The organism is Nocardia cerradoensis NBRC 101014, from assembly GCF_000308535.1.
Lineage (GTDB): Bacteria > Actinomycetota > Actinomycetes > Mycobacteriales > Mycobacteriaceae > Nocardia > Nocardia cerradoensis.
Genome location: NZ_BAFW01000114.1, coordinates 25,330 through 42,634, shown reverse-complemented (window position 1 = coordinate 42,634; position 17,305 = coordinate 25,330). Strand labels below are relative to the sequence as shown.

Genomic DNA, 17,305 nt, shown 5'->3' with positions numbered 1-17,305 from the left:
CAGTCTGTGGCTACCGAACCGACCGTGGAGAACGTCAGCCGGCTGCAGAGCTCGAGCCGCGACGTGACCCAGTTGCCCGCGCTGCTCGCCGACTGGCTGGCCACGGTCATGCCGGACGGACAGCGGCCCGAAATCTTCGTCGTCGGCGGGATCGACGCCAACGGGATGTCCTCGGAGACGATCGTGCTCGGCGCCCGATGGGACGAGGACGGCACGCGCGTGACTCGGAAGTGGGTGATGCGGGTGGCGCCCACCGGCTCCGATGTCCCCGTCTTTCCGGTCTACCGGCTCGACCATCAAGCCGCTGTCATGGAGGCCGCCGGTCGGGCCGGTATTCCGGTCCCGCGGGTGCGGTACCTGGAGAACACGGCGACGGTGCTGGGCGCCCCCTTCTTCATCATGGACTACGTCGAGGGGATCGTCCCGCCCGATGTGATGCCGTATACGTTCGGCGGCAACTGGTTCTTCGACGCCGCCCCCGAACAGCAGCGCCTGCTGCAGGACGCCACCATCGAGGTGCTCGCCACCCTGCACGCGATCCCCGACGCGGGCGCCGCATTCGACTTCCTCGTCGCCGACCGCGCCGGCGACACCGCCCTGCGCAAGAACCTCACCTGGCTGCGGGCGTGGTACGAGTTCGCGGTGGCCGATATCGGGCGGTCACCGCTGGTCGAGCGCGCCTTCGACTGGCTCGAAACCTATTGGCCCGAACGGATCGCGGCCGGTGAGACCGTGCTGCTGTGGGGCGACGCGCGCATCGGCAACGTGCTCTACCGCGACTTCCGTCCTGCCGCCGTGCTCGATTGGGAGATGACGACGGTGGGGCCACGCGAACTCGATGTGGCGTGGTGTGTGTTCGCGCACCTGGTGTTTCAGGAGTTGAGCGGGCTCGCCGGACTGCCGGGATTGCCGGACGTCCTGCGCGAGAACGACGTTCGTGACACGTATCGGCGCCTCACCGGAATCGAGCTCGGAGATCTGCGCTGGTTCTACGTCTATTCGGCGGTGGTGTGGGCGTGTGTGTTCATGCGCACCGGCTCACGCCGGGTGCATTTCGGGGAAATGGATCGGCCCGAGGATGTCGAGTCGCTGTTCTACCACGCGGCCCTGCTGCGCGCGCTGATCGGGGAAAACGACGCCGTGAACCGCTACCGCCCCGACGCGAGGTAGTCGAGGATGATCGCGTTCACCGCCTCCGGCTTCTCCAGGTGCAGGAAATGCCCGGCGTCGTCGATGCGGACGACGCGGCTGCCCGCGGGCAGGTGCCGGTCCAGATCCTGGAAGAAGCCGGGCCGCAGGCAGCCGTCGGTGGCGCCGTAGAGCTGCAGGGTCGGGTGGATCGGTGGCGACATCAGCAGCCGGTCGAGGTCGCGGGGCCGCGTCGACCGCGGACGGACCAGTTGCCGGTAGTAGCCGATGATCGCGGAGCGGTGCTGCGGCGGTGCGGCCGCGGCGAGGTGGGCGAGGTCGTCGGTGGCGTCGTATCCGGGTGACCACCGCCGCCACAGCAACGCGGTCATCGGGGTGAAGAAGCGTTCGGGAAGGGCCGGGAGCTGGTTGGCGAGGATGTACCAGCTGTTCACCGACTGCGCCAGCGTCCGCGCCACATGGCCGGCGAGATCGTCGCGGGTGATCCGGACACTCGCCAGCGGTGGAACCGCCGCGGCGACGAAGGCCCGGAACGGCGATTCCGGTAGGGCGGCAAGGGCATTCGCGGTGAAGGCGCCCCAGTCGTGGCCGATGACGACGGCCCGCTCGGCGCCCAGGTGCTCGGCGATGCCGAGTGCGTCGGCGACCCGCGAACCGGTCGATACGTCACCGTCGGCCGGCACCGTCGACGGGGCGTATCCGCGGCTGAACGGCGCCACGGCGTAGTACCCCTGATCGGCCAGCGCGGGCCCGAGACGGCGCCACGTCCAAGCGGTGTCGGGGTAGCCGTGCAGGCACAGCGCGAGCGTCGCCGCGGGATCGCCCCAGGTCAAGGTGTGCAAGGTGACCTGTCCCAGATCGAATTCAGTGCGATCGGGCGCGGGAGTGAAGGTGGATGCCATCGTGCCTCGTCGGTAGTTCCGCACCCGCTGGGTCCGGCGTCGGCTTTGCTGTTTACAGGCGTATATCCTAGTGTCTGATTCATGGTGGAGGCCGCGATACAACCCCGCCCGCCCCGGCGCTCGCTGGCCGGCCGCTCCGCCGAGACCGTGGACCGTCTGCTCGACGCCGGTCTCGACGTGTTGCGGGAGCAGGGTTACGACCAGTTGTCCATGCGGGAGGTGTGCCGGCGCGCCGGGCTCACGCACGCGACCGCCTACGGCTACTTCTCGGCGAAACAGCATCTGGTGGCCGAAGCGTACTGGCGCCGGATCCGCACCTGGTGCGCTCGGCCGGTCACCGGCTCGACACCGTCGCAGCGGCTGGCGACCGTGTTCACCGAGATGGGCGAGCTGATGTCGCAAGAGCCGGAACTGAGCCTGGCCGCCTCGGCCGCGATCCTCAGCCACGATCCCGACGTGTCGGCCCTGCGCACCCGCATCGGTGCCGCCCTGAGCGACCGCGTCCGCACCGCCCTGGGCGACATCTGCACCGACGAGCTTCTCGATGCCCTCAACATCGCGGTCAGCGGCGCGATGATCCAGGCCGGGATGGGCTACTACAGCTACCGGGAGATGGCGGTCCGGCTCACCTCGGTGTCCCGCCTGCTCCTGGCGGCCGGCGACCACTGAGCCGATCACCTGCGGCGCCGGTGGAAGCAAGTACCACATTTTCGCCCGGAGGGTCCGAGTTGCCGGTCTAGACTGCTGCCGATCAGCCGATGAGATTCCCGAGATCCTCGCCCCGGGTTTCTCGCACCGGATACGAGCGACGGCCGGGCAACCGGCCGGGTGCGAGGGTGAGTCGATGAATGGCGGCAAGACACTGCGGGCCTGGTGGAACGATCCGGTCGACTACTGCTGGCTGATACGCAGCCTGACGGCCCGATCCGCACTGGGGCCGCTGAAGGTACTGGTCGGTGTCGCCGGGGCGATGATCGCGGCGATGGGCGCGGTCATCACGGGATCACCGGTCGGACCGCCCGGCCATCCCGGCATCGCGTCCACCGTCGGGGTGTCGTGCGGGACGCTGTGGGCACTGCGCTGGTGGCTGCTGCGCTGGCCCGGCAGAACCGAATCGCTGCTGCTGATCGGCGGCGCCGACGTGCTGTTCATCCTCGAGTTCCTGCAGGTGCCCGACCGGCTGTTCGCGGCGATGGGCACGGTACTGCTCGTGGTCACCGGCAGCTATCTCGGCTTCTTCCACAATGCGCGGGTGCTGGCGGCGCATTCGGCGTGGTCGCTGCTGGCGGTGATCGTGATGTCGGTGCGCATCGCCACCGGCGGCGGACAACTGCGGCTGGCGGTCGCGGTCGGATTGCTGCTGTTCGTGTCGGTGGTCAGTGCCGTCCCCGCACTGCAGATCCTCTACTGGCTGCTGCGCACCGAATCGATGTCGGATCCCCTGACCGAACTGCTGAACCGGCGCGGCCTCGAGATCCGGCTCCCGCTGCTGGTCGACCAGCACCCCGCGATCAGCGTCATGACCTTCGACCTCGACAAATTCAAAAGCGTCAACGACACCTGGGGACACCGCGTCGGTGACACCGTGCTCGTGCGGACCGCCCGGCGCCTGCACGAGGCCGCCGGGCGAACCGCGGTGGTGGCACGCGCGGGCGGTGAGGAATTCGTGGTCGCCACGCCGATCGCCGCCGGCGCCGCCCACGCCGAGGCCGAACGCCTGCGCCGCATCGTCGCCGAACCGTCCGGCACCACGGTCGAGGTCACCGCCAGTGTCGGGGTCGCGGTCTACGACGCGGCGACCTGCCCGCGATGCCCGCGCCCGACCCCGGACCGGCTGCTGCAATCCGCCGACGCCGCCATGTACCGGGCGAAGCAGGCCGGGGGAAATCTGGTCGTGGTCGAAGACCTCACCCCGCCGCCGGACCACCACCGGGCCACCCGATAACCCGCCGGCGCCCCGCACCCGGCGACGAGGGCACCGCCGCGAAATCCTCGCCGGCGACGTGTTCCGGGTCGGGCGCGGCAGCGCGTGATCACCGACGTGAAGTGCCCGGCACCCGGCCTGTAGCAACCTCTTCGCAAATACGTTGATGCATGCGAGGATACGAATGTATCGATGAGCCGTAGCGAAGGGAGCAACGCTGATGACGAGCAGTGGGCACACCACCCATCCCGGACACGAGCACACCCACGGCGAGGGCTGCGGGCACGTCGCGGTGCCGCACGGCGACCACGTCGACTACCTGCACGACGGGCACATCCATCGGGTCCACGGTGACCACGTCGACGAGTGCGAACCGGCCGGGCACACCGAACACGCCGGACACGAGCACGTGCACGGCGAAGGGTGCGGGCACGTCGCCATCCCGCACGACGATCACGTCGACTATCTCCACGACGGTCATCGCCACGCGGCCCACGACGGCCACTACGACGAACACTGACAGCGACGTCACCGGCTGTGCGCCGAAAACCGCCCGGCACCTTGGTGATTCAGCAGCAGTCCGGTTTCGACGCCCGCAGGGAGAACAGCAACGGCACTCGCGGTTGTCCGGGCGGCAGGCGATACTGCCCGCCCTCCTCGCTGAGATTGCGGAAGCGCGGGTACAGGGTGAAGTCGTGTTCGTGGAGGAAATCCAGCCGCAGCCCGGCAGCGGCCAGCGCGGTGACGATCTCGCCGATGCCGTGCTGCCACTGCACGGTGACATTCGCGGTGGTCGGCGCGTCCGGATCGGCGTAGGTGCCGGGCTCCTCCCACACCTGCGGCGCCGGATCGAAATAGTCGTAGGCGACGGTGCGGCCGTCGTCCTCGGCGAGAATGTCGCCGAACGGGTGGAATTCGGTCAGGTACAGGAATCCGCCCGGTGCGAGCAACTGCGCCACTACCGACGCCCAGCGCACCAGATCCGGCAACCAGACCAGGGCGCCGACACCGGTGTAGACGATGTCGTAGCGGTTCCCGGCCAGCGCGGTCGCCGCGTCGTAGACGTTCGCGGTCACGAACCGCGCGCCGGGTACACCGATGCGGGCGGCGAGACCGGTCGCGGTGCGCACAGCCGGTGCCGAGAAGTCCAGGCCCGTGACGGCCGCGCCGTGGCGCGCCCACGCCAACGTGTCGGTCCCGATGTGACATTGCAAGTGCAGCAAGCGTTTTCCGCGTACGTCGCCGACCTCGTCGAGTTCGAATGCGCGCAGCGCCTCCGCGCCGGCCACGAACCGGTCCACATCGTAGAACTCGCTCGTGAGGTGAATCGGCACCCGTTCATCCCAGTTGGCGCGGTTGAGTTCCACCCACTGCCCGGCACGCGCGTCGATGCTCACGCCGCCCGACGTTAGCCCGGCCCGGCCCCCGTCTCCATCGAATTTCACCGGCCGGTGATCACCCGGTGTGGATCGACAGGGCGATGAGCATCGCGGTGCGTCTGGCCGGATCGTCCGGATCGAGGAACTCCAGTTCGCGCATCCGCCGCATCCGGTGACGCACGGTGTTGGGATGAACGTCGAGTGTGCGGGCCGCGATGCTCGGATCGCCGTGGGCTTCCAGCCAGGCCTTCAACGTGGGCAGGTAGTGGGTGCCGGCGCGCTCGTCGAGGTCCGCCAGCTGGGCGACGGGATCGCGGGACGGCAGCCGGCCCGTGGAGGCCATCGACCGCAGGCGCTGGATCAGGACCCGATCCCAGGCGGTGTCGTAGCAGGCCGGTGCCGGGGTGGTGGTCGCCGGCAGTGCCATGCATTCGTCGGCCTCCTGCCGGCTCGCGGGCAACTCCCGCGCGTCGGCGCTGCCGCCGATGCCGGCGACGACGCTCATGTGCGCGGGCAGGCTCGCGGCGATATCGGCGATCCACCGATACGCCGGCGCCGGATCGTCACCGGCGGGCAGCAGCGTGTAGACGGTATTGCCGAACAGGGTGCTGCGGCCCAGGCGCGACCAGCCGAAACCGGTCGTGGCGCGTTCGAACGCGAGCAGGATGCCGGCGTTGCGTTCCTGCTCGGCATGCGCCTGAAGGGCGATGACGCGAAGATCGCGGGCCGGGATGCCGAGTTTGCCGATCGCCGCCTCCGCGTCGGGGCTGCCCTCGATCAACTCGATGACCAGTTCGGACTCCACCTGCCGTTCCAGATCGGCACTGACCCGCGACCGCAGCAGATGCAGCGCCACCGTGTGCGCGCCCTCCTGCAGGATCCGGGCCCGATCCGCCGACAGCGGCTCACGACCCGACACCCACACCGAACCCAGCAGCTCCCGGCCCGCGCGCACCGCGGCCACCGTGCGCCCGTGCAGTCCGTGCTCGGGTGCCGGCGGGATGTAGCGCGGGGCATCGGAGCGGGCCAGATGCGCGAAAATGTCCTGCTCCTCGAAGAATCGGCGCACCCGATCGGGCATCCGCCGTCCCAGGATGGTGTCCGAGCGGACCGGGTCGGTGTCGTGATGCGCGGTGGAGTAGGCCATCACGCGGGAGAGCTGATCCTCGATGGTCACCGGCCCGTCCAGGGACGCGGAGATGGTGTCGGCGAGGGCGAACAGATCGCTGGGACCGCGCCCGGATTCGGTTTCGCGGCCCTCGAGGACGAGCCCGTAGACGACCGAGGCGATCTGGCTCCAGGACACGCTCGGGTCGACGGTCATCAGCGCCGGCCCGCGATCGTCGAGCAGCTGCCGGATCCGGGCATCCGGTGTCTCGGAGGTGCGGGCCACGATCACCCGGGCGCGGGCGTCCATACCCAGGGTGAGGGCTTCGGCGAGGTCGGCCGCACCGACCGCGAGAAATACGTCGCCGGTGGCCGCGTGCGGGCGGATCGGGTCATGGACCGCGACGCTGTGGATCTCGACGGTGCGATCCACGACGGCGCCGTGGAGGCGGGCGCCGTAGCGGCTCACGATATTGATCAAACGGTCCAATTTGACCATCGGTGCAGCTCACGGCTCCTTCCGGGACATCGGGCGATCGTCACACTGTCCGGGATGGACAACAACGCGCGACGAGATTGTTCCCGGTCGACAATGTAGCCGGTATGCCGGCGGGTCACTCTGGAGGTGGACCCTCGGTGCGGCGGATGTGGTGTCGTCCGGGGGCCGGGTGTTGTCGGCAGTGGACGAAGAGAATGTGATGACGGGAACCGAAAGCGTCTGGTTGACGCAGGACGCGTACGAGCGGCTGCGGCGGGAATTGCTGGAGTTGCGGGCGGCGCAACACGGCCCCGGCGACGAGGACGGGCAGTCCGCGGCTGGGCGGCGGTTGCGCCGGCTGGAGCTGGAGGAGTTGCTGGATCGTGCCGTGGTCGGGCAGGCGCCCGCCGACGACGGCATCGCCGAACCCGGGATGGTGCTGACCGTCCGGTTCGACGACGAGCAGACCGAAACGTTCCTGCTGGGCCGGCGCGACGGCGCCGACACCGAGGAACTCGAGGTCTACTCGCCCGAGTCGCCGCTGGGCAGCGCGCTCACCGGTGCCCGGCCCGGGCAGGTGTGCTCGTACCGGATTCCCAGCGGGGCGTCGGTGAACGTGACATTGCTCGAGGCGGTCCCCTACGGCATGCACCTGCGACGGCGTTGATCGCGGTCGGCCGCGGCGGACTCGGCCGGAAAGTGAGGTCGTGAGATGGATTGGCCACATCTGCTCAGGTTCGTCGGTGTCACCGTCGCGTTCTCGGCGCTGGTGCTGCTGATCCTGGTGCCGCGGAAGGTGACCCGCCGATTGTGCGCGCACTGCGGGCACTCCAATATCGTGCACGACCCGGTATCGGGCCGCTGCCGCAGCGCCGTGGACGCCGGAGTCCTGGTCTCGCGCGAGGCCGGCGGGCTGCCGATGCAGCGCTGCCGATGCCAGGACTACCGCGGTGAACGGTGACCGGGCTCAGGAGTGGGTGCCCGGTTGCCGGCGCCCGGCGAGGAAGTAGGCGATCGGCACCGCACCCCCCGAGTTGAGCAGCGTCACCGCGGTCGCCCACCGCAGTTTCGACCCTCGGATCTCGCCGGCCGGCCGGCGCGCGATATCCACGAGCGCCGCCAGTTTCAGAATCCCTTCCACCACGGTCGCGGCCACGATCAGCCGCCGCGTCCGCTCGCTCAGCTCGCTCCACCGTTTCCTCGCCATGAGCACCCCGCTCCGATCCGCCGCGTATCGATCCCCTCATAGTGCACTGCGGGCAACCGCCGATCCAGGGTCGAAGGGCCCCGCGTTTCGCGGCGGCCGGGTAGGGTCGATTCGGCGGCCCGGGCCGCGTTCTCGGCTCGGCTCCCCCTGGCTCGTTCACTGAATATCCAACCGCGACAAGCGGTTTCGTTCGGCACGGGTCATCGGGTCCGCGCCGGTGCGGCGAAAGGTGAATCGATGTGCCGATTGTTCGGGCTCAGCGCGGCACCGCAGCGGGTGCACGCGACGTTCTGGTTGCTGGAGGCCTCCGACAGCCTGGCCCGCCAGAGCCGCCGCGAACCCGACGGCACCGGGCTGGGCACCTTCGAAGCCGACGGCGAACCGCTGGTGCGCAAGCAGCCCATCGCCGCCTACGAGGACCAACAGTTCGTCCGCGAGGCGATGGAGTGCGAGTCGGCGACCTTCCTCGCCCACGTGCGCTACGCGTCCACCGGGGCGACGGTCGCAGCCAACACCCACCCGTTCGAACAACACGGGCGGCTGTTCGCCCACAACGGCGTCGTCGGCGGACTGCCGGAACTGGAACGCGCCCTGGGTGACTACCGCGAACTGGTCACCGGGCAAACCGATTCCGAGCGGGTCTTCGCGCTCATCACCCGCTGCGTCGACGAACACGACGGCGATGTCGTCGCCGGGATCGGTGCGGCGGTCGGGTGGATCGCGGACAACCTGCCGGTGTTCGCGCTCAACTTCGTGCTCACCACCGCGCAGGATCTCTGGGCGCTGCGCTACCCCGACACCCACGACCTGTTCGTCCTCGAACGCGCCGCGGGCGGGCCCGGCGGCGGCAAACATCTCGACCACGCAGGCACCGGGCCCCTGCGCGCCCACTCACCCGCGCTCGCCGACCATCCGGCCGTGGTGATCGCCACCGAACGCATGGACGCCGATCCCGGCTGGCGTGAGCTGCCGGTGGGCCGGTTGCTGCACGTCGGCCCCGATCTGGTGACCACCAGCCACACCGTCGTCGACCACGCGCCACGGCATCGGCTCACCCTCGCCGATCTCGGCGAGCACGCCGCGGCCTCACAACGAGCCACCACCTGAGACAAACGTCTGTAACAGGTTCTATTTCCCGTGTTACATTCACTCCCATGAGACGGGGAGCCGGCACGGCCGCACGCAGTGGTGGGATCCGCTGATGGTGGATTCGCGGACACCGGTCGTCGTGGGCGTCGGGCAGGCGATCGACCGCATCGACACCTCCGACTACCGGCAGATGTCGTCGGTCGACCTCGCCGCCGCGGCCGCCCGCGCCGCCCTCGAGGACACCGGCATCCGCTACACCGCGGCCGCCGCGAGCGTTCAACTCATCGCCGGGGTACGCCAATTCGAGATCTCGGCGCCGGTGCGCGCCCCGCTCGGCCGCTCGGACAACTATCCGCGCTCGGTGGCACGGCGACTGGGCATCGCCCCGGCCCGCGCCGTGCTCGAGGTGGTCGGCGGGCAGGGCCCGCAACATCTGCTCACCGAATTCGCCGCCGAGATCGCCGCCGGGCGACTGGAATCGGTGCTGATCACCGGATCCGACGCGATCTCCACCGAGCGCTACTACGCCGGACGAGACGACAAACCCGACTTCACCGAAACCGTCGGCGGCCAACTCGAGGACCGCGGTTTCGGATACGAATCGTTCGTCGACGACAACCTCATCGCCCACGCCGTCATGGGCGCACCCACCCAATACGGCCTGCTCGAGAACGCCCGCCGCGCGCGCGTGGGCGCGACACCGCAGCAGTATCGCCTGGACATGGGAAAACTGCTGGCGCCGTTCACCTCCGTGGCCGCGAAGAACCCCCTCGCCGCCGCGCCGGTCGAGCGCAGCGCCGAGGAACTGGCATCCGTCACCGACGCGAACCGGATGATCTGCGACCCGTATCCGCGCCTGATGGTGGCCCGCGATCTGGTCAACCTCGGCGCCGCGGCCGTGGTGATGTCGCTGGGCAGAGCCCGCGAACTCGGCGTTCCCGACGACAAACTGGTGTATCTGCGCGGCCACGCCGACCTCGAGGAGCAGACCCTGCTCGCGCGCCCCGACCTCGGCGCCGCACCCACCGCGTGTGCGGCGGCGCGAGAAGCGTTGCGGGTGGCCGGAATCGGGATCGACGACCTCACCACCCTCGACCTCTACAGCTGCTTCCCCGTCGCGGTGTTCAACTTCTGCGACGGCACCGGGCTGGCCACCGACGACCCGCACGGGCTCACCGTGACCGGCGGGTTGCCGTTCTTCGGCGGCCCCGGCAACAACTACTCGATGCACGCGATCGCCGAAACGGTGGCCCGGATGCGCGAGCAGCCCGGCGCTTTCGGGCTGGTGGGCGCCAACGGCGGCATCATGAGCAAATATTCGGTCGGGGTGTATTCGACCACGCCGGCGCCCTGGGCGCCCGACCGCAGCGCAGAGTTGCAGCGCGCGGTGGTGGCAGCCCCGCGGGTGCCCAGCCGGGCGCGCGCCGACGGGCCCGCGCGGATCGAAACCTACACCGTGCGCCACGCATTCGAGCCGCGCACCGGACTGGTCGTCGGGCGCCTGCACGCCGACGACAGCCGGTTCCTGGCGTTGATGGCGCCGGAAAGCCTTGCCGCGGTGGATGATCCGATCGGCCGCGACATCCTCGTCACGTCGAGCGAGAAGGGCAACACCGCGGTCATGGTGCCGTGACCGGCCGCGGATGCGGGAACGGAGAGATTGATGGGGTTCGTTCAACCGGAACTGCCGGTCGTCGATCAGCAGCAGTGGGACAACAGCGACCGCAGTGAGCGCATCCGGCTCATGGCGCGGCACTGGGCCGAGGTCGGCTTCGGCACACCGGTGGTGCTGCACCTGTTCTATGTGGTCAAGATCTGCCTCTACATCCTCGGTGGCTGGCTGTTCGCGCTGAGCACCAGCGGCATCGACGGATTCACCGACGTCGGTAGCTGGTGGTCGGAACCGATCGTGTTCGAAAAGGTCGTGCTCTACACGATGCTGTTCGAAGTGATCGGGCTCGGTTGCGGATTCGGCCCGCTCAACAACCGCTACTTCCCGCCGATGGGATCGATTCTGTACTGGCTGCGGCCCGGCACGATCCGGCTCCCACCGTGGCCGCGCGTCGTCCCGCTCACCCGCGGAACCGCCCGCACCCCGGTCGATGCCGCGCTCTACGCGCTGCTGCTGGCGCTGCTGCTGTGGGCGCTGCTGTCCGACGGCACCGGCCCGATTCCCGCCCTCGACACCACCGTCGGACTGCTGCCTGCCTGGCACGTCGGCCTCGTCGTCGCCGTGCTCGCGGTACTGGGACTGCGCGACAAGGTGATCTTCCTGGCCGCGCGCGGCGAGGTGTACGGCTCGCTCGCGGTGGCGTTCCTGTTCGGCGGCGCCGATGCCATCCTCGCCGCCAAACTCGTCTTCGTCGTCATCTGGATGGGTGCGGCGACCTCGAAACTGAACCGGCACTTCCCGTTCGTGGTCTCGACCATGATGTCCAACAGCCCGATCGTGCGCCCGCGATGGTTGAAGCGCCGCTTCTTCGCCGACTTCCCCGACGACCTGCGCCCGGGCCGGCTGTCGCGGTGGGTCGCCCACAGCGGCACCGCGGTGGAGATGTGCGCGCCGATCGTGCTGTTCTTCTCCCACGGCGGCCGGCCCACCGCGGTGGCCGCGGTGATCCTGCTGTGCTTCCACCTGGTGATCCTCACCGCCATCCCGATGGGCGTGCCGCTCGAGTGGAATGTGTTCATGATCTTCGGGCTCGGGGTGCTGTTCGTCGCCCACGCCGATATCGGCTTCGCCGCCGCCGAACACCCGTGGCTGCCCGTTCTGCTGTTCGCGGTGCTCGTCGCGATCGTGATCACCGGCAACCTGCTGCCCTCGCGGATCTCGTTCCTGCCCGGGATGCGCTACTACGCCGGCAACTGGGACACCACGGTGTGGTGCGTCAAACCCTCGGCGGCGCAGAAGATCGACCGCAACATCGTCGCGATCGCGAGCATGCCGCAGGCGCAGATGGAGCGCTACTACGGCAAGGACCGAGCCCAGATCCCCCTGTATCTCGGTTACGCCTTCCGCGCCATGAACACCCACGGCCGCGCGCTGTTCACCCTCGTGCACCGCGCCATGCCCACCGGCCGCGAGGACGAATACACCATCACCGACGGCGAACGCATCTGCAGCACCGCCATCGGCTGGAACTTCGGCGACGGGCACATGCACAACGAACAACTCATCGCCGCCCTGCAACAGCGCTGCCACTTCGAACCCGGCGAAGTCCGGATCGTCCTGCTCGACGCCCAGCCCATCCACACCCAGGTGCAGGCCTACCGCCTCGTCGACGCCGCCACCGGCGAATTCGAAAGGGGCACAGTGCGAGTCGCCGACATGGTGGAAAGCCAGCCGTGGGCCGACAACCTGCCCGTCCACATCACCAGCACCGCCGGCCCGACCGTGCCCGCCTGACACGAGCGCGCGGCGCGGTCGCCGGGCGTGGGTATGGTGAGTCATGTCTTTCCAGCCGACCCGTTGGACTCCCCCGCCGGCGCCCGCCCGGGCCCGCGCCCCGCACAGCGAACCGCCCATGCCCGAGCCGCGGCTGCTCGAACTCCCCGGCGCCGGCCCCGAGGACGTGGTACTCGCCCCCGACGGGCGGATCCTCACCGGCATCGCCGACGGCGCCGTCCTCGCCGTCGACCCGGCCACCGGTGCGGTCGAGCAGATCGCCCACACCGGCGGCCGCCCCCTGGGCCTGCACGCCGAGGCCGACGGCTCGCTGCTGATCTGCGACGCCGACCGCGGACTGCTGCGCCTGGACCGCCCGCACGGCACCCTGGAAACCCTCTGCGACCGGGTCGACGGCGTGCCGCTGAATTTCGCCAGCAACGTCGTCGCCGACACCGACGGCACCGTGTACTTCTCCGAATCCACCCGCCGCTACCCGCTCGACGACTACATGGGCGATATCCTCGAACACTCCGGCACCGGCCGGCTGCTGCGCCGCACTCCCGACGGCCGCGTCGACACCCTCGTCGACGGACTGCAATTCGCCAACGGCATCGTCCTGGCCCCCGACCGCTCCTGCGTACTGGTCGCCGAAACGGGCGGGTACCGCATCGCCCGCCACCACCTCACCGGACCCCGCGCCGGGCACACCGACTCCCTCGTGGAGAACCTGCCCGGCTGCCCCGACAACCTCGGACTCGGCAGCGACGGCCACATCTGGGCCGCGCTCGTCACACCGCGAAACCCGATCCTGGACAGGCTGCTTCCGTTACCCGGCGTGCTGCGCCGGATCGTGCGCGCGATACCGCCCGCGCTGCAGCCGAAACCTGCCCGCACCGTCTGGGTGCAGGCCTACGACTTCCACAGCACCCTCGTCCACGACCTGCAACGCGAAGCCGACCGGTACGCGATGGTCACCGGCGTCGCCGAATCCGGCGGCACCCTGTACCTGGGCAGCCTCAGCGAACCGGCCATCGCGATGGTGCGCCTGCCTTCGTGAGGCGAGTGTGGCGAAAGCCATTGTCCTGCAACAGTGTTTACTGGCGTCGTAGTGTCCCGGAGATGGCGCCGATCGGACCGGTCATCGAATAGGCGACGGTGTGATCCGGGTTCAGCGTGAGGGTGGAGGACTGACCGTCGTCCATACATGTCGGCCCCGACACCAAGCGGGCGCGCAGCGTGATCACGGACTCGCTCGCCGAGGTGAGGGTTTCGGCGCGCCGGCAGGTGACACCACTGGTCCGGCCGGTATTGCTCGCACTGCCCAGTTCCGTCCCCACCGCGCCCGCGCGCAGGGTGACGACGATGTCGTAGGTAGCCAGCCCGTCGGTCGCGGTGCCCTTCCACGTGCCCGCGTAATCGGCGGGCAGCGCCGACAACTCGCTCGCCGCGGCCGTCGTCTCGGCCGTCGTCTCCGGTGTCGACGTCTCCTCCGCAGCGCCGGTCTCGACCGCGGTGTCGGTGCCGGTTGCCGATCCCGGACCGTCCGAGGACGCACCGCGGAAGGCGAGTACGGCACTGATCACCGCCGCGGCCACCAACAGCACCGCCACGCATCCGAGCACGACCACCCGGCGCCGCGACGAAACCCGCTGTGCAAGAGGGTTTTCACTGTGCCCGGCGCCCGGAGTGACACCGTGGGGAGCCCAGGACGCGGGGGGTTGCGACGGCGGACCGGGCCATGAACCCGCCTGCCCGGGCATGCCGGTGTTCATGGGTCGACCCGACCTATCGGGTAAGGGCCGGCCCGTCTCGCCCGGACGTGATCGCCGAACGGTCGTCGCGAAACCCTCGCTCGGCGCAACGGGCGTGGGCGGAGGCCCGGTGGCACCGGTCCGGCCCGCCGATCCGATCAGCGTCGAGGGAAGTTCGGGCGTTCCGGCCAGCGGTGACGGAACGTGCGGCGCCGCACCGGAATCCAGATCCAGCAGCATCACCGCCTGGCGGCTGATCGCCTCCAGGATCGGTCCCGGCAACCACCCCGAGCGGGCGTCACCCAAAGCCGCACACCGTCGTTCGATATCGGCGGGCGTCGGGCGATTACCGGGCTGTTTGTCCAGATACGCCCCAGCGAGCGGACGCAACGCCGCAGGCAGGCCGTCGAGCCGAGCCGGTTCCTGCATCACCCGCCACAGCATCGGAATCGAATCACCCGAACCGAACGGCCCGCTGCCGCTGGCGGCATACACCAGCACCCCGCCGAGTGCGAACACATCGACCGCCGGACCCACCGGCGCATCGCCCGAAATATGTTCCGGCGCCATATATCCCGGCGAACCGATCACCTTGCCGGTCGTGGTGAGCGCGTCGTCGTCGACGGCGCGGGCGATGCCGAAATCGATCAGCCGCGGCCCGTCGAGGGTCAGCAGCACGTTGGACGGTTTCAGGTCGCGGTGCACCACCCCCGCCGCGTGCACATCGCCCAGCGCCCGCGCCAAACCCGCCGCCAGCGCCACCAGCGCCGATTCCGGCAGCGGCCCGAACGAATCCACCGCCTCGCGCAACGACAACCCCGCCACATACCCGGTCGCCAGCCACGGCCGCTGCGCCTCCACATCGGCATCCAGCACCGGGACCGCGTGCGCACCCGTCACCCGTCTCGCCGCGGCCACCTCCCGCCGGAATCGGGTGCGGAACTCGGGATCATCGGACAGATCCGGGCGCACCACCTTCACCGCGACCGTGCGGCCACCGGCGTTGCGGCCCAGATAGACCCGGCCCATCCCACCGGCGCCGAGCACCCCGAGCAGACGATACGGGCCGATGGTCGCCGGATCACCGGACTCCAGTGGGAGCATCTGGACTCGTCGTTCCTTCCGGCCGTGCCTGCCGCGTGCGGGCTCGCTCGATCACACACGAGCGCGGCATCCGCCGCAAGCCGTGGACCGGACGACTCAGGTCGGCTGCGGAACCGGTTCCTCGTCGGCCGCGTCGGGAACCTCCGTACCGGCCAGCGAAACCCCTGCGGTCTCCCGCAGGAAGAACCACGCCACCAGACCCACCAGGCACGCCCCGACCATGTAATAGGCGGGGAACAGATGCCAGCCGGTGGCGTCGATGACCGACTCGTTGATCAGCGGTGCGGTACCACCGAACGCGGCGGTGGAAATGTTGTAGCCCAACGCGAATCCCGCGTACCGAACCTGCGTCGGGAAGATCGCCGGGAACGTCGCCGAAATCGTCGACAGCTGCGGAACATAGAGCAGGCCGAGCACGACGAAGCCGACGATCGCCCACGCCGCACCCTGACCCATCAGCCAGTACATCGGGATCGCCAGCACCGCCAGCCCCACCAGCGACACCAGCCACATCGGCCGCCGCCCCACCCGGTCGGAGACCGCACCCGAGATCGGCAGCACCAGCGCCATCACGATCTGACCGATCAGCACCATCGCCGTGGTCTCGGAATCGCCCATGCCCAAAGTGTTGTGCAGATAAGTCGGCTGATACGCCAGCAGCGTGTAGTTGACGACGTTGAGCGCGACCACCAGCCCGGCGATGGTCAGCAGTTCGCGGCGGTAGTCGCGCAGCAGAATCCGCAGCCCGCCCTGGGCCTTCTGATGCTCGGCGACCTCGGTGAACACCGGCGATTCGTCGAGCTTGCTGCGCAGATACCATCCGATCAGGCCCAGCGGCACCGCCAGCAGGAACGGGATGCGCCAGCCCCACGTTTGCATCGCGTCGTCGGAGAGCAGCACCTGCAGGATCAGGACCACCGTGGAGCCACCGACGAATCCGCACAGCGTGCCGAATTCGAGGAAGCTGCCGAGGAATCCGCGGCGGCGCTCATCGGTCGATTCCGCGATGTAGGTGGCCGCGCCACCGTATTCACCGCCGGTCGAGAAACCCTGCACGACGCGCAACAGGATCAGCAGGATCGGCGCGGCGATACCCACCGCCGAATGGGTGGGCAGGATGCCGATGCAGCCCGTGGCCGCGGCCATCAGCAGGATCGTCGTGGCCAGCACGACTTTGCGGCCCACCCGGTCGCCGAGCGGACCCCACACCATGCCGCCGATCGGGCGCAGCACGAAGGAGATGGCGAAACCGAGCAGTGTGCCCAAGGTGCCCAGCGAACCGGGGAAGAACGCGTCGGTCAGATAGGAGGCCGTGGCGGCGTAGACGCCGTAGTCGTACCACTCGGTGGCGTTACCCATGGCCGCGGCGGCCACCGAACGTCGTTGCTGGGCGTGCGGCAGGCTGGTGCTCACGCGCGCTCCTCCTCACCTGTTTCGGTTGCTGCGCGCCCGGCCGCGAAACTGCGACGGGGGACACGAAGTACACGGGTACCCGGTGGGCGGTCCGGCAAACCGGGCGCCGGTGGCGCGGCCGGCTCGAGCGGTGGGATCCACCTGCGATGATATCGGGGTGGGTGACTCCGCTCACAGCGCAACGCGGCCGGTGAACGGGAGTCATCGGCCGGTACCGCGCCGGATTTGCCGGATATGGTGTCTGATTTGCCGTTTTGCGCTGCGGGGCAGCGCATCCGCTTCGCGTGACTCCGGTGGCGGCCCACGTACATTGACCCGGATATCGCTGGACTCCGGGATGCCCGGACAGATGCTCCCGAGGGGGACCACGTGACCGCCACCGCCACCGGACGACCGCGTTCGGCTTTGACGGAA

16 protein-coding genes are annotated in these 17,305 nt (G+C 69.4%); 10 read left to right on the top strand and 6 right to left on the bottom strand.

The window, feature by feature from the left end; genetic code table 11:
- Positions 1 to 6: 6 nt before the first annotated feature.
- Positions 7 to 1,170 carry a phosphotransferase family protein gene (locus tag ON23_RS12285; protein WP_039778229.1) on the top strand — a complete coding sequence of 388 codons (1,164 nt, stop codon included), beginning with the start codon at positions 7 to 9 and terminating at the stop codon, positions 1,168 to 1,170.
- Here the strand turns inward: ON23_RS12285 and ON23_RS12280 are convergent.
- Positions 1,149 to 2,051, bottom strand: coding sequence for an alpha/beta fold hydrolase (locus tag ON23_RS12280; RefSeq protein ID WP_051042547.1), 903 nt, complete (start codon positions 2,049 to 2,051; stop codon positions 1,149 to 1,151). The genes ON23_RS12285 and ON23_RS12280 overlap by 22 nt on opposite strands.
- 81 nt (positions 2,052 to 2,132) lie before the next feature.
- Here ON23_RS12280 and ON23_RS12275 point away from each other — a divergent pair, with 81 nt between their 5' ends.
- The 3 genes from ON23_RS12275 to ON23_RS12265 all read left to right on the top strand — a co-directional run bounded on the left by ON23_RS12275 (position 2,133) and on the right by ON23_RS12265 (position 4,495).
- Positions 2,133 to 2,720 (top strand): TetR/AcrR family transcriptional regulator, encoded by a 588-nt coding sequence (locus ON23_RS12275; RefSeq protein WP_039778228.1) that lies wholly within the window; start codon positions 2,133 to 2,135, stop codon positions 2,718 to 2,720.
- Between the two features lie 175 nt (positions 2,721 to 2,895).
- On the top strand, positions 2,896 to 3,996 hold the full coding sequence (locus ON23_RS12270) for a GGDEF domain-containing protein (RefSeq protein WP_051042544.1): 1,101 nt from the start codon (positions 2,896 to 2,898) through the stop codon (positions 3,994 to 3,996).
- Between the two features lie 199 nt (positions 3,997 to 4,195).
- Positions 4,196 to 4,495: a hypothetical protein gene (locus ON23_RS12265; RefSeq protein WP_039778227.1), complete on the top strand. Its 300-nt coding sequence runs from the start codon at positions 4,196 to 4,198 to the stop codon at positions 4,493 to 4,495.
- Between the two features lie 49 nt (positions 4,496 to 4,544).
- Here ON23_RS12265 and ON23_RS12260 read toward each other — a convergent pair whose 3' ends face one another.
- Both ON23_RS12260 and ON23_RS12255 read right to left on the bottom strand, forming a co-directional pair.
- On the bottom strand, positions 4,545 to 5,372 hold the full coding sequence (locus ON23_RS12260) for a class I SAM-dependent methyltransferase (RefSeq protein ID WP_083903870.1): 828 nt from the start codon (positions 5,370 to 5,372) through the stop codon (positions 4,545 to 4,547).
- Between the two features lie 58 nt (positions 5,373 to 5,430).
- The gene (locus tag ON23_RS12255; RefSeq protein ID WP_039778226.1) at positions 5,431 to 6,960 is read right to left on the bottom strand and encodes a PucR family transcriptional regulator; all 1,530 of its coding nucleotides are present in this window, start codon (positions 6,958 to 6,960) and stop codon (positions 5,431 to 5,433) included.
- A gap of 199 nt (positions 6,961 to 7,159) precedes the next feature.
- Between ON23_RS12255 and ON23_RS12250 the strand changes: the two genes are divergently transcribed.
- Positions 7,160 to 7,606 carry a GreA/GreB family elongation factor gene (locus tag ON23_RS12250; protein ID WP_036505644.1) on the top strand — a complete coding sequence of 149 codons (447 nt, stop codon included), beginning with the start codon at positions 7,160 to 7,162 and terminating at the stop codon, positions 7,604 to 7,606.
- 45 nt (positions 7,607 to 7,651) lie between these two features.
- The gene (locus tag ON23_RS12245; RefSeq protein WP_039778225.1) at positions 7,652 to 7,900 is read left to right on the top strand and encodes a hypothetical protein; all 249 of its coding nucleotides are present in this window, start codon (positions 7,652 to 7,654) and stop codon (positions 7,898 to 7,900) included.
- Positions 7,901 to 7,906: 6 nt separating this feature from the next.
- On the opposite strand, the gene ON23_RS12240 is transcribed toward ON23_RS12245, so the two are convergent.
- On the bottom strand, positions 7,907 to 8,146 hold the full coding sequence (locus ON23_RS12240) for a hypothetical protein (protein ID WP_039778224.1): 240 nt from the start codon (positions 8,144 to 8,146) through the stop codon (positions 7,907 to 7,909).
- 237 nt (positions 8,147 to 8,383) lie between these two features.
- Here ON23_RS12240 and ON23_RS12235 point away from each other — a divergent pair, with 237 nt between their 5' ends.
- The 4 genes from ON23_RS12235 (at position 8,384) to ON23_RS12220 (ending at position 13,680) form a co-directional block, all read left to right on the top strand.
- Positions 8,384 to 9,253 carry a class II glutamine amidotransferase gene (locus ON23_RS12235; protein ID WP_039778223.1) on the top strand — a complete coding sequence of 290 codons (870 nt, stop codon included), beginning with the start codon at positions 8,384 to 8,386 and terminating at the stop codon, positions 9,251 to 9,253.
- Positions 9,254 to 9,344: 91 nt separating this feature from the next.
- Entirely contained in the window at positions 9,345 to 10,868 is a 1,524-nt protein-coding gene (locus tag ON23_RS12230; protein WP_039778221.1) for an acetyl-CoA acetyltransferase, read from the top strand.
- 30 nt (positions 10,869 to 10,898) lie between these two features.
- Positions 10,899 to 12,641 (top strand): DUF3556 domain-containing protein, encoded by a 1,743-nt coding sequence (locus ON23_RS12225; RefSeq protein ID WP_039778220.1) that lies wholly within the window; start codon positions 10,899 to 10,901, stop codon positions 12,639 to 12,641.
- Positions 12,642 to 12,684: 43 nt separating this feature from the next.
- Positions 12,685 to 13,680: an SMP-30/gluconolactonase/LRE family protein gene (locus ON23_RS12220; protein WP_244969573.1), complete on the top strand. Its 996-nt coding sequence runs from the start codon at positions 12,685 to 12,687 to the stop codon at positions 13,678 to 13,680.
- A gap of 37 nt (positions 13,681 to 13,717) precedes the next feature.
- On the opposite strand, the gene ON23_RS12215 is transcribed toward ON23_RS12220, so the two are convergent.
- Both ON23_RS12215 and ON23_RS12210 read right to left on the bottom strand, forming a co-directional pair.
- Positions 13,718 to 15,478 carry a serine/threonine-protein kinase gene (locus ON23_RS12215; protein ID WP_039778219.1) on the bottom strand — a complete coding sequence of 587 codons (1,761 nt, stop codon included), beginning with the start codon at positions 15,476 to 15,478 and terminating at the stop codon, positions 13,718 to 13,720.
- A gap of 96 nt (positions 15,479 to 15,574) precedes the next feature.
- Positions 15,575 to 16,837: an MFS transporter gene (locus tag ON23_RS12210; protein ID WP_039778245.1), complete on the bottom strand. Its 1,263-nt coding sequence runs from the start codon at positions 16,835 to 16,837 to the stop codon at positions 15,575 to 15,577.
- Positions 16,838 to 17,305: the final 468 nt, after the last annotated feature.

What these genes read in the sequence shown, in the direction of transcription:
- ON23_RS12280 (WP_051042547.1), bottom strand. Translation starts at nt 2,051, where the DNA reads ATGGCATCCACCTTCACTCCCGCGCCCGATCGCACTGAATTCGATCTG.
- ON23_RS12275 (WP_039778228.1), top strand. Translation starts at nt 2,133, where the DNA reads ATGGTGGAGGCCGCGATACAACCCCGCCCGCCCCGGCGCTCGCTGGCC.
- ON23_RS12270 (WP_051042544.1), top strand. Translation starts at nt 2,896, where the DNA reads ATGAATGGCGGCAAGACACTGCGGGCCTGGTGGAACGATCCGGTCGAC.
- ON23_RS12265 (WP_039778227.1), top strand. Translation starts at nt 4,196, where the DNA reads ATGACGAGCAGTGGGCACACCACCCATCCCGGACACGAGCACACCCAC.
- ON23_RS12255 (WP_039778226.1), bottom strand. Translation starts at nt 6,960, where the DNA reads ATGGTCAAATTGGACCGTTTGATCAATATCGTGAGCCGCTACGGCGCC.
- ON23_RS12250 (WP_036505644.1), top strand. Translation starts at nt 7,160, where the DNA reads ATGACGGGAACCGAAAGCGTCTGGTTGACGCAGGACGCGTACGAGCGG.
- ON23_RS12245 (WP_039778225.1), top strand. Translation starts at nt 7,652, where the DNA reads ATGGATTGGCCACATCTGCTCAGGTTCGTCGGTGTCACCGTCGCGTTC.
- ON23_RS12240 (WP_039778224.1), bottom strand. Translation starts at nt 8,146, where the DNA reads ATGGCGAGGAAACGGTGGAGCGAGCTGAGCGAGCGGACGCGGCGGCTG.
- ON23_RS12235 (WP_039778223.1), top strand. Translation starts at nt 8,384, where the DNA reads ATGTGCCGATTGTTCGGGCTCAGCGCGGCACCGCAGCGGGTGCACGCG.
- ON23_RS12225 (WP_039778220.1), top strand. Translation starts at nt 10,899, where the DNA reads ATGGGGTTCGTTCAACCGGAACTGCCGGTCGTCGATCAGCAGCAGTGG.
- ON23_RS12220 (WP_244969573.1), top strand. Translation starts at nt 12,685, where the DNA reads ATGTCTTTCCAGCCGACCCGTTGGACTCCCCCGCCGGCGCCCGCCCGG.
- ON23_RS12215 (WP_039778219.1), bottom strand. Translation starts at nt 15,478, where the DNA reads ATGCTCCCACTGGAGTCCGGTGATCCGGCGACCATCGGCCCGTATCGT.
- ON23_RS12210 (WP_039778245.1), bottom strand. Translation starts at nt 16,837, where the DNA reads ATGGGTAACGCCACCGAGTGGTACGACTACGGCGTCTACGCCGCCACG.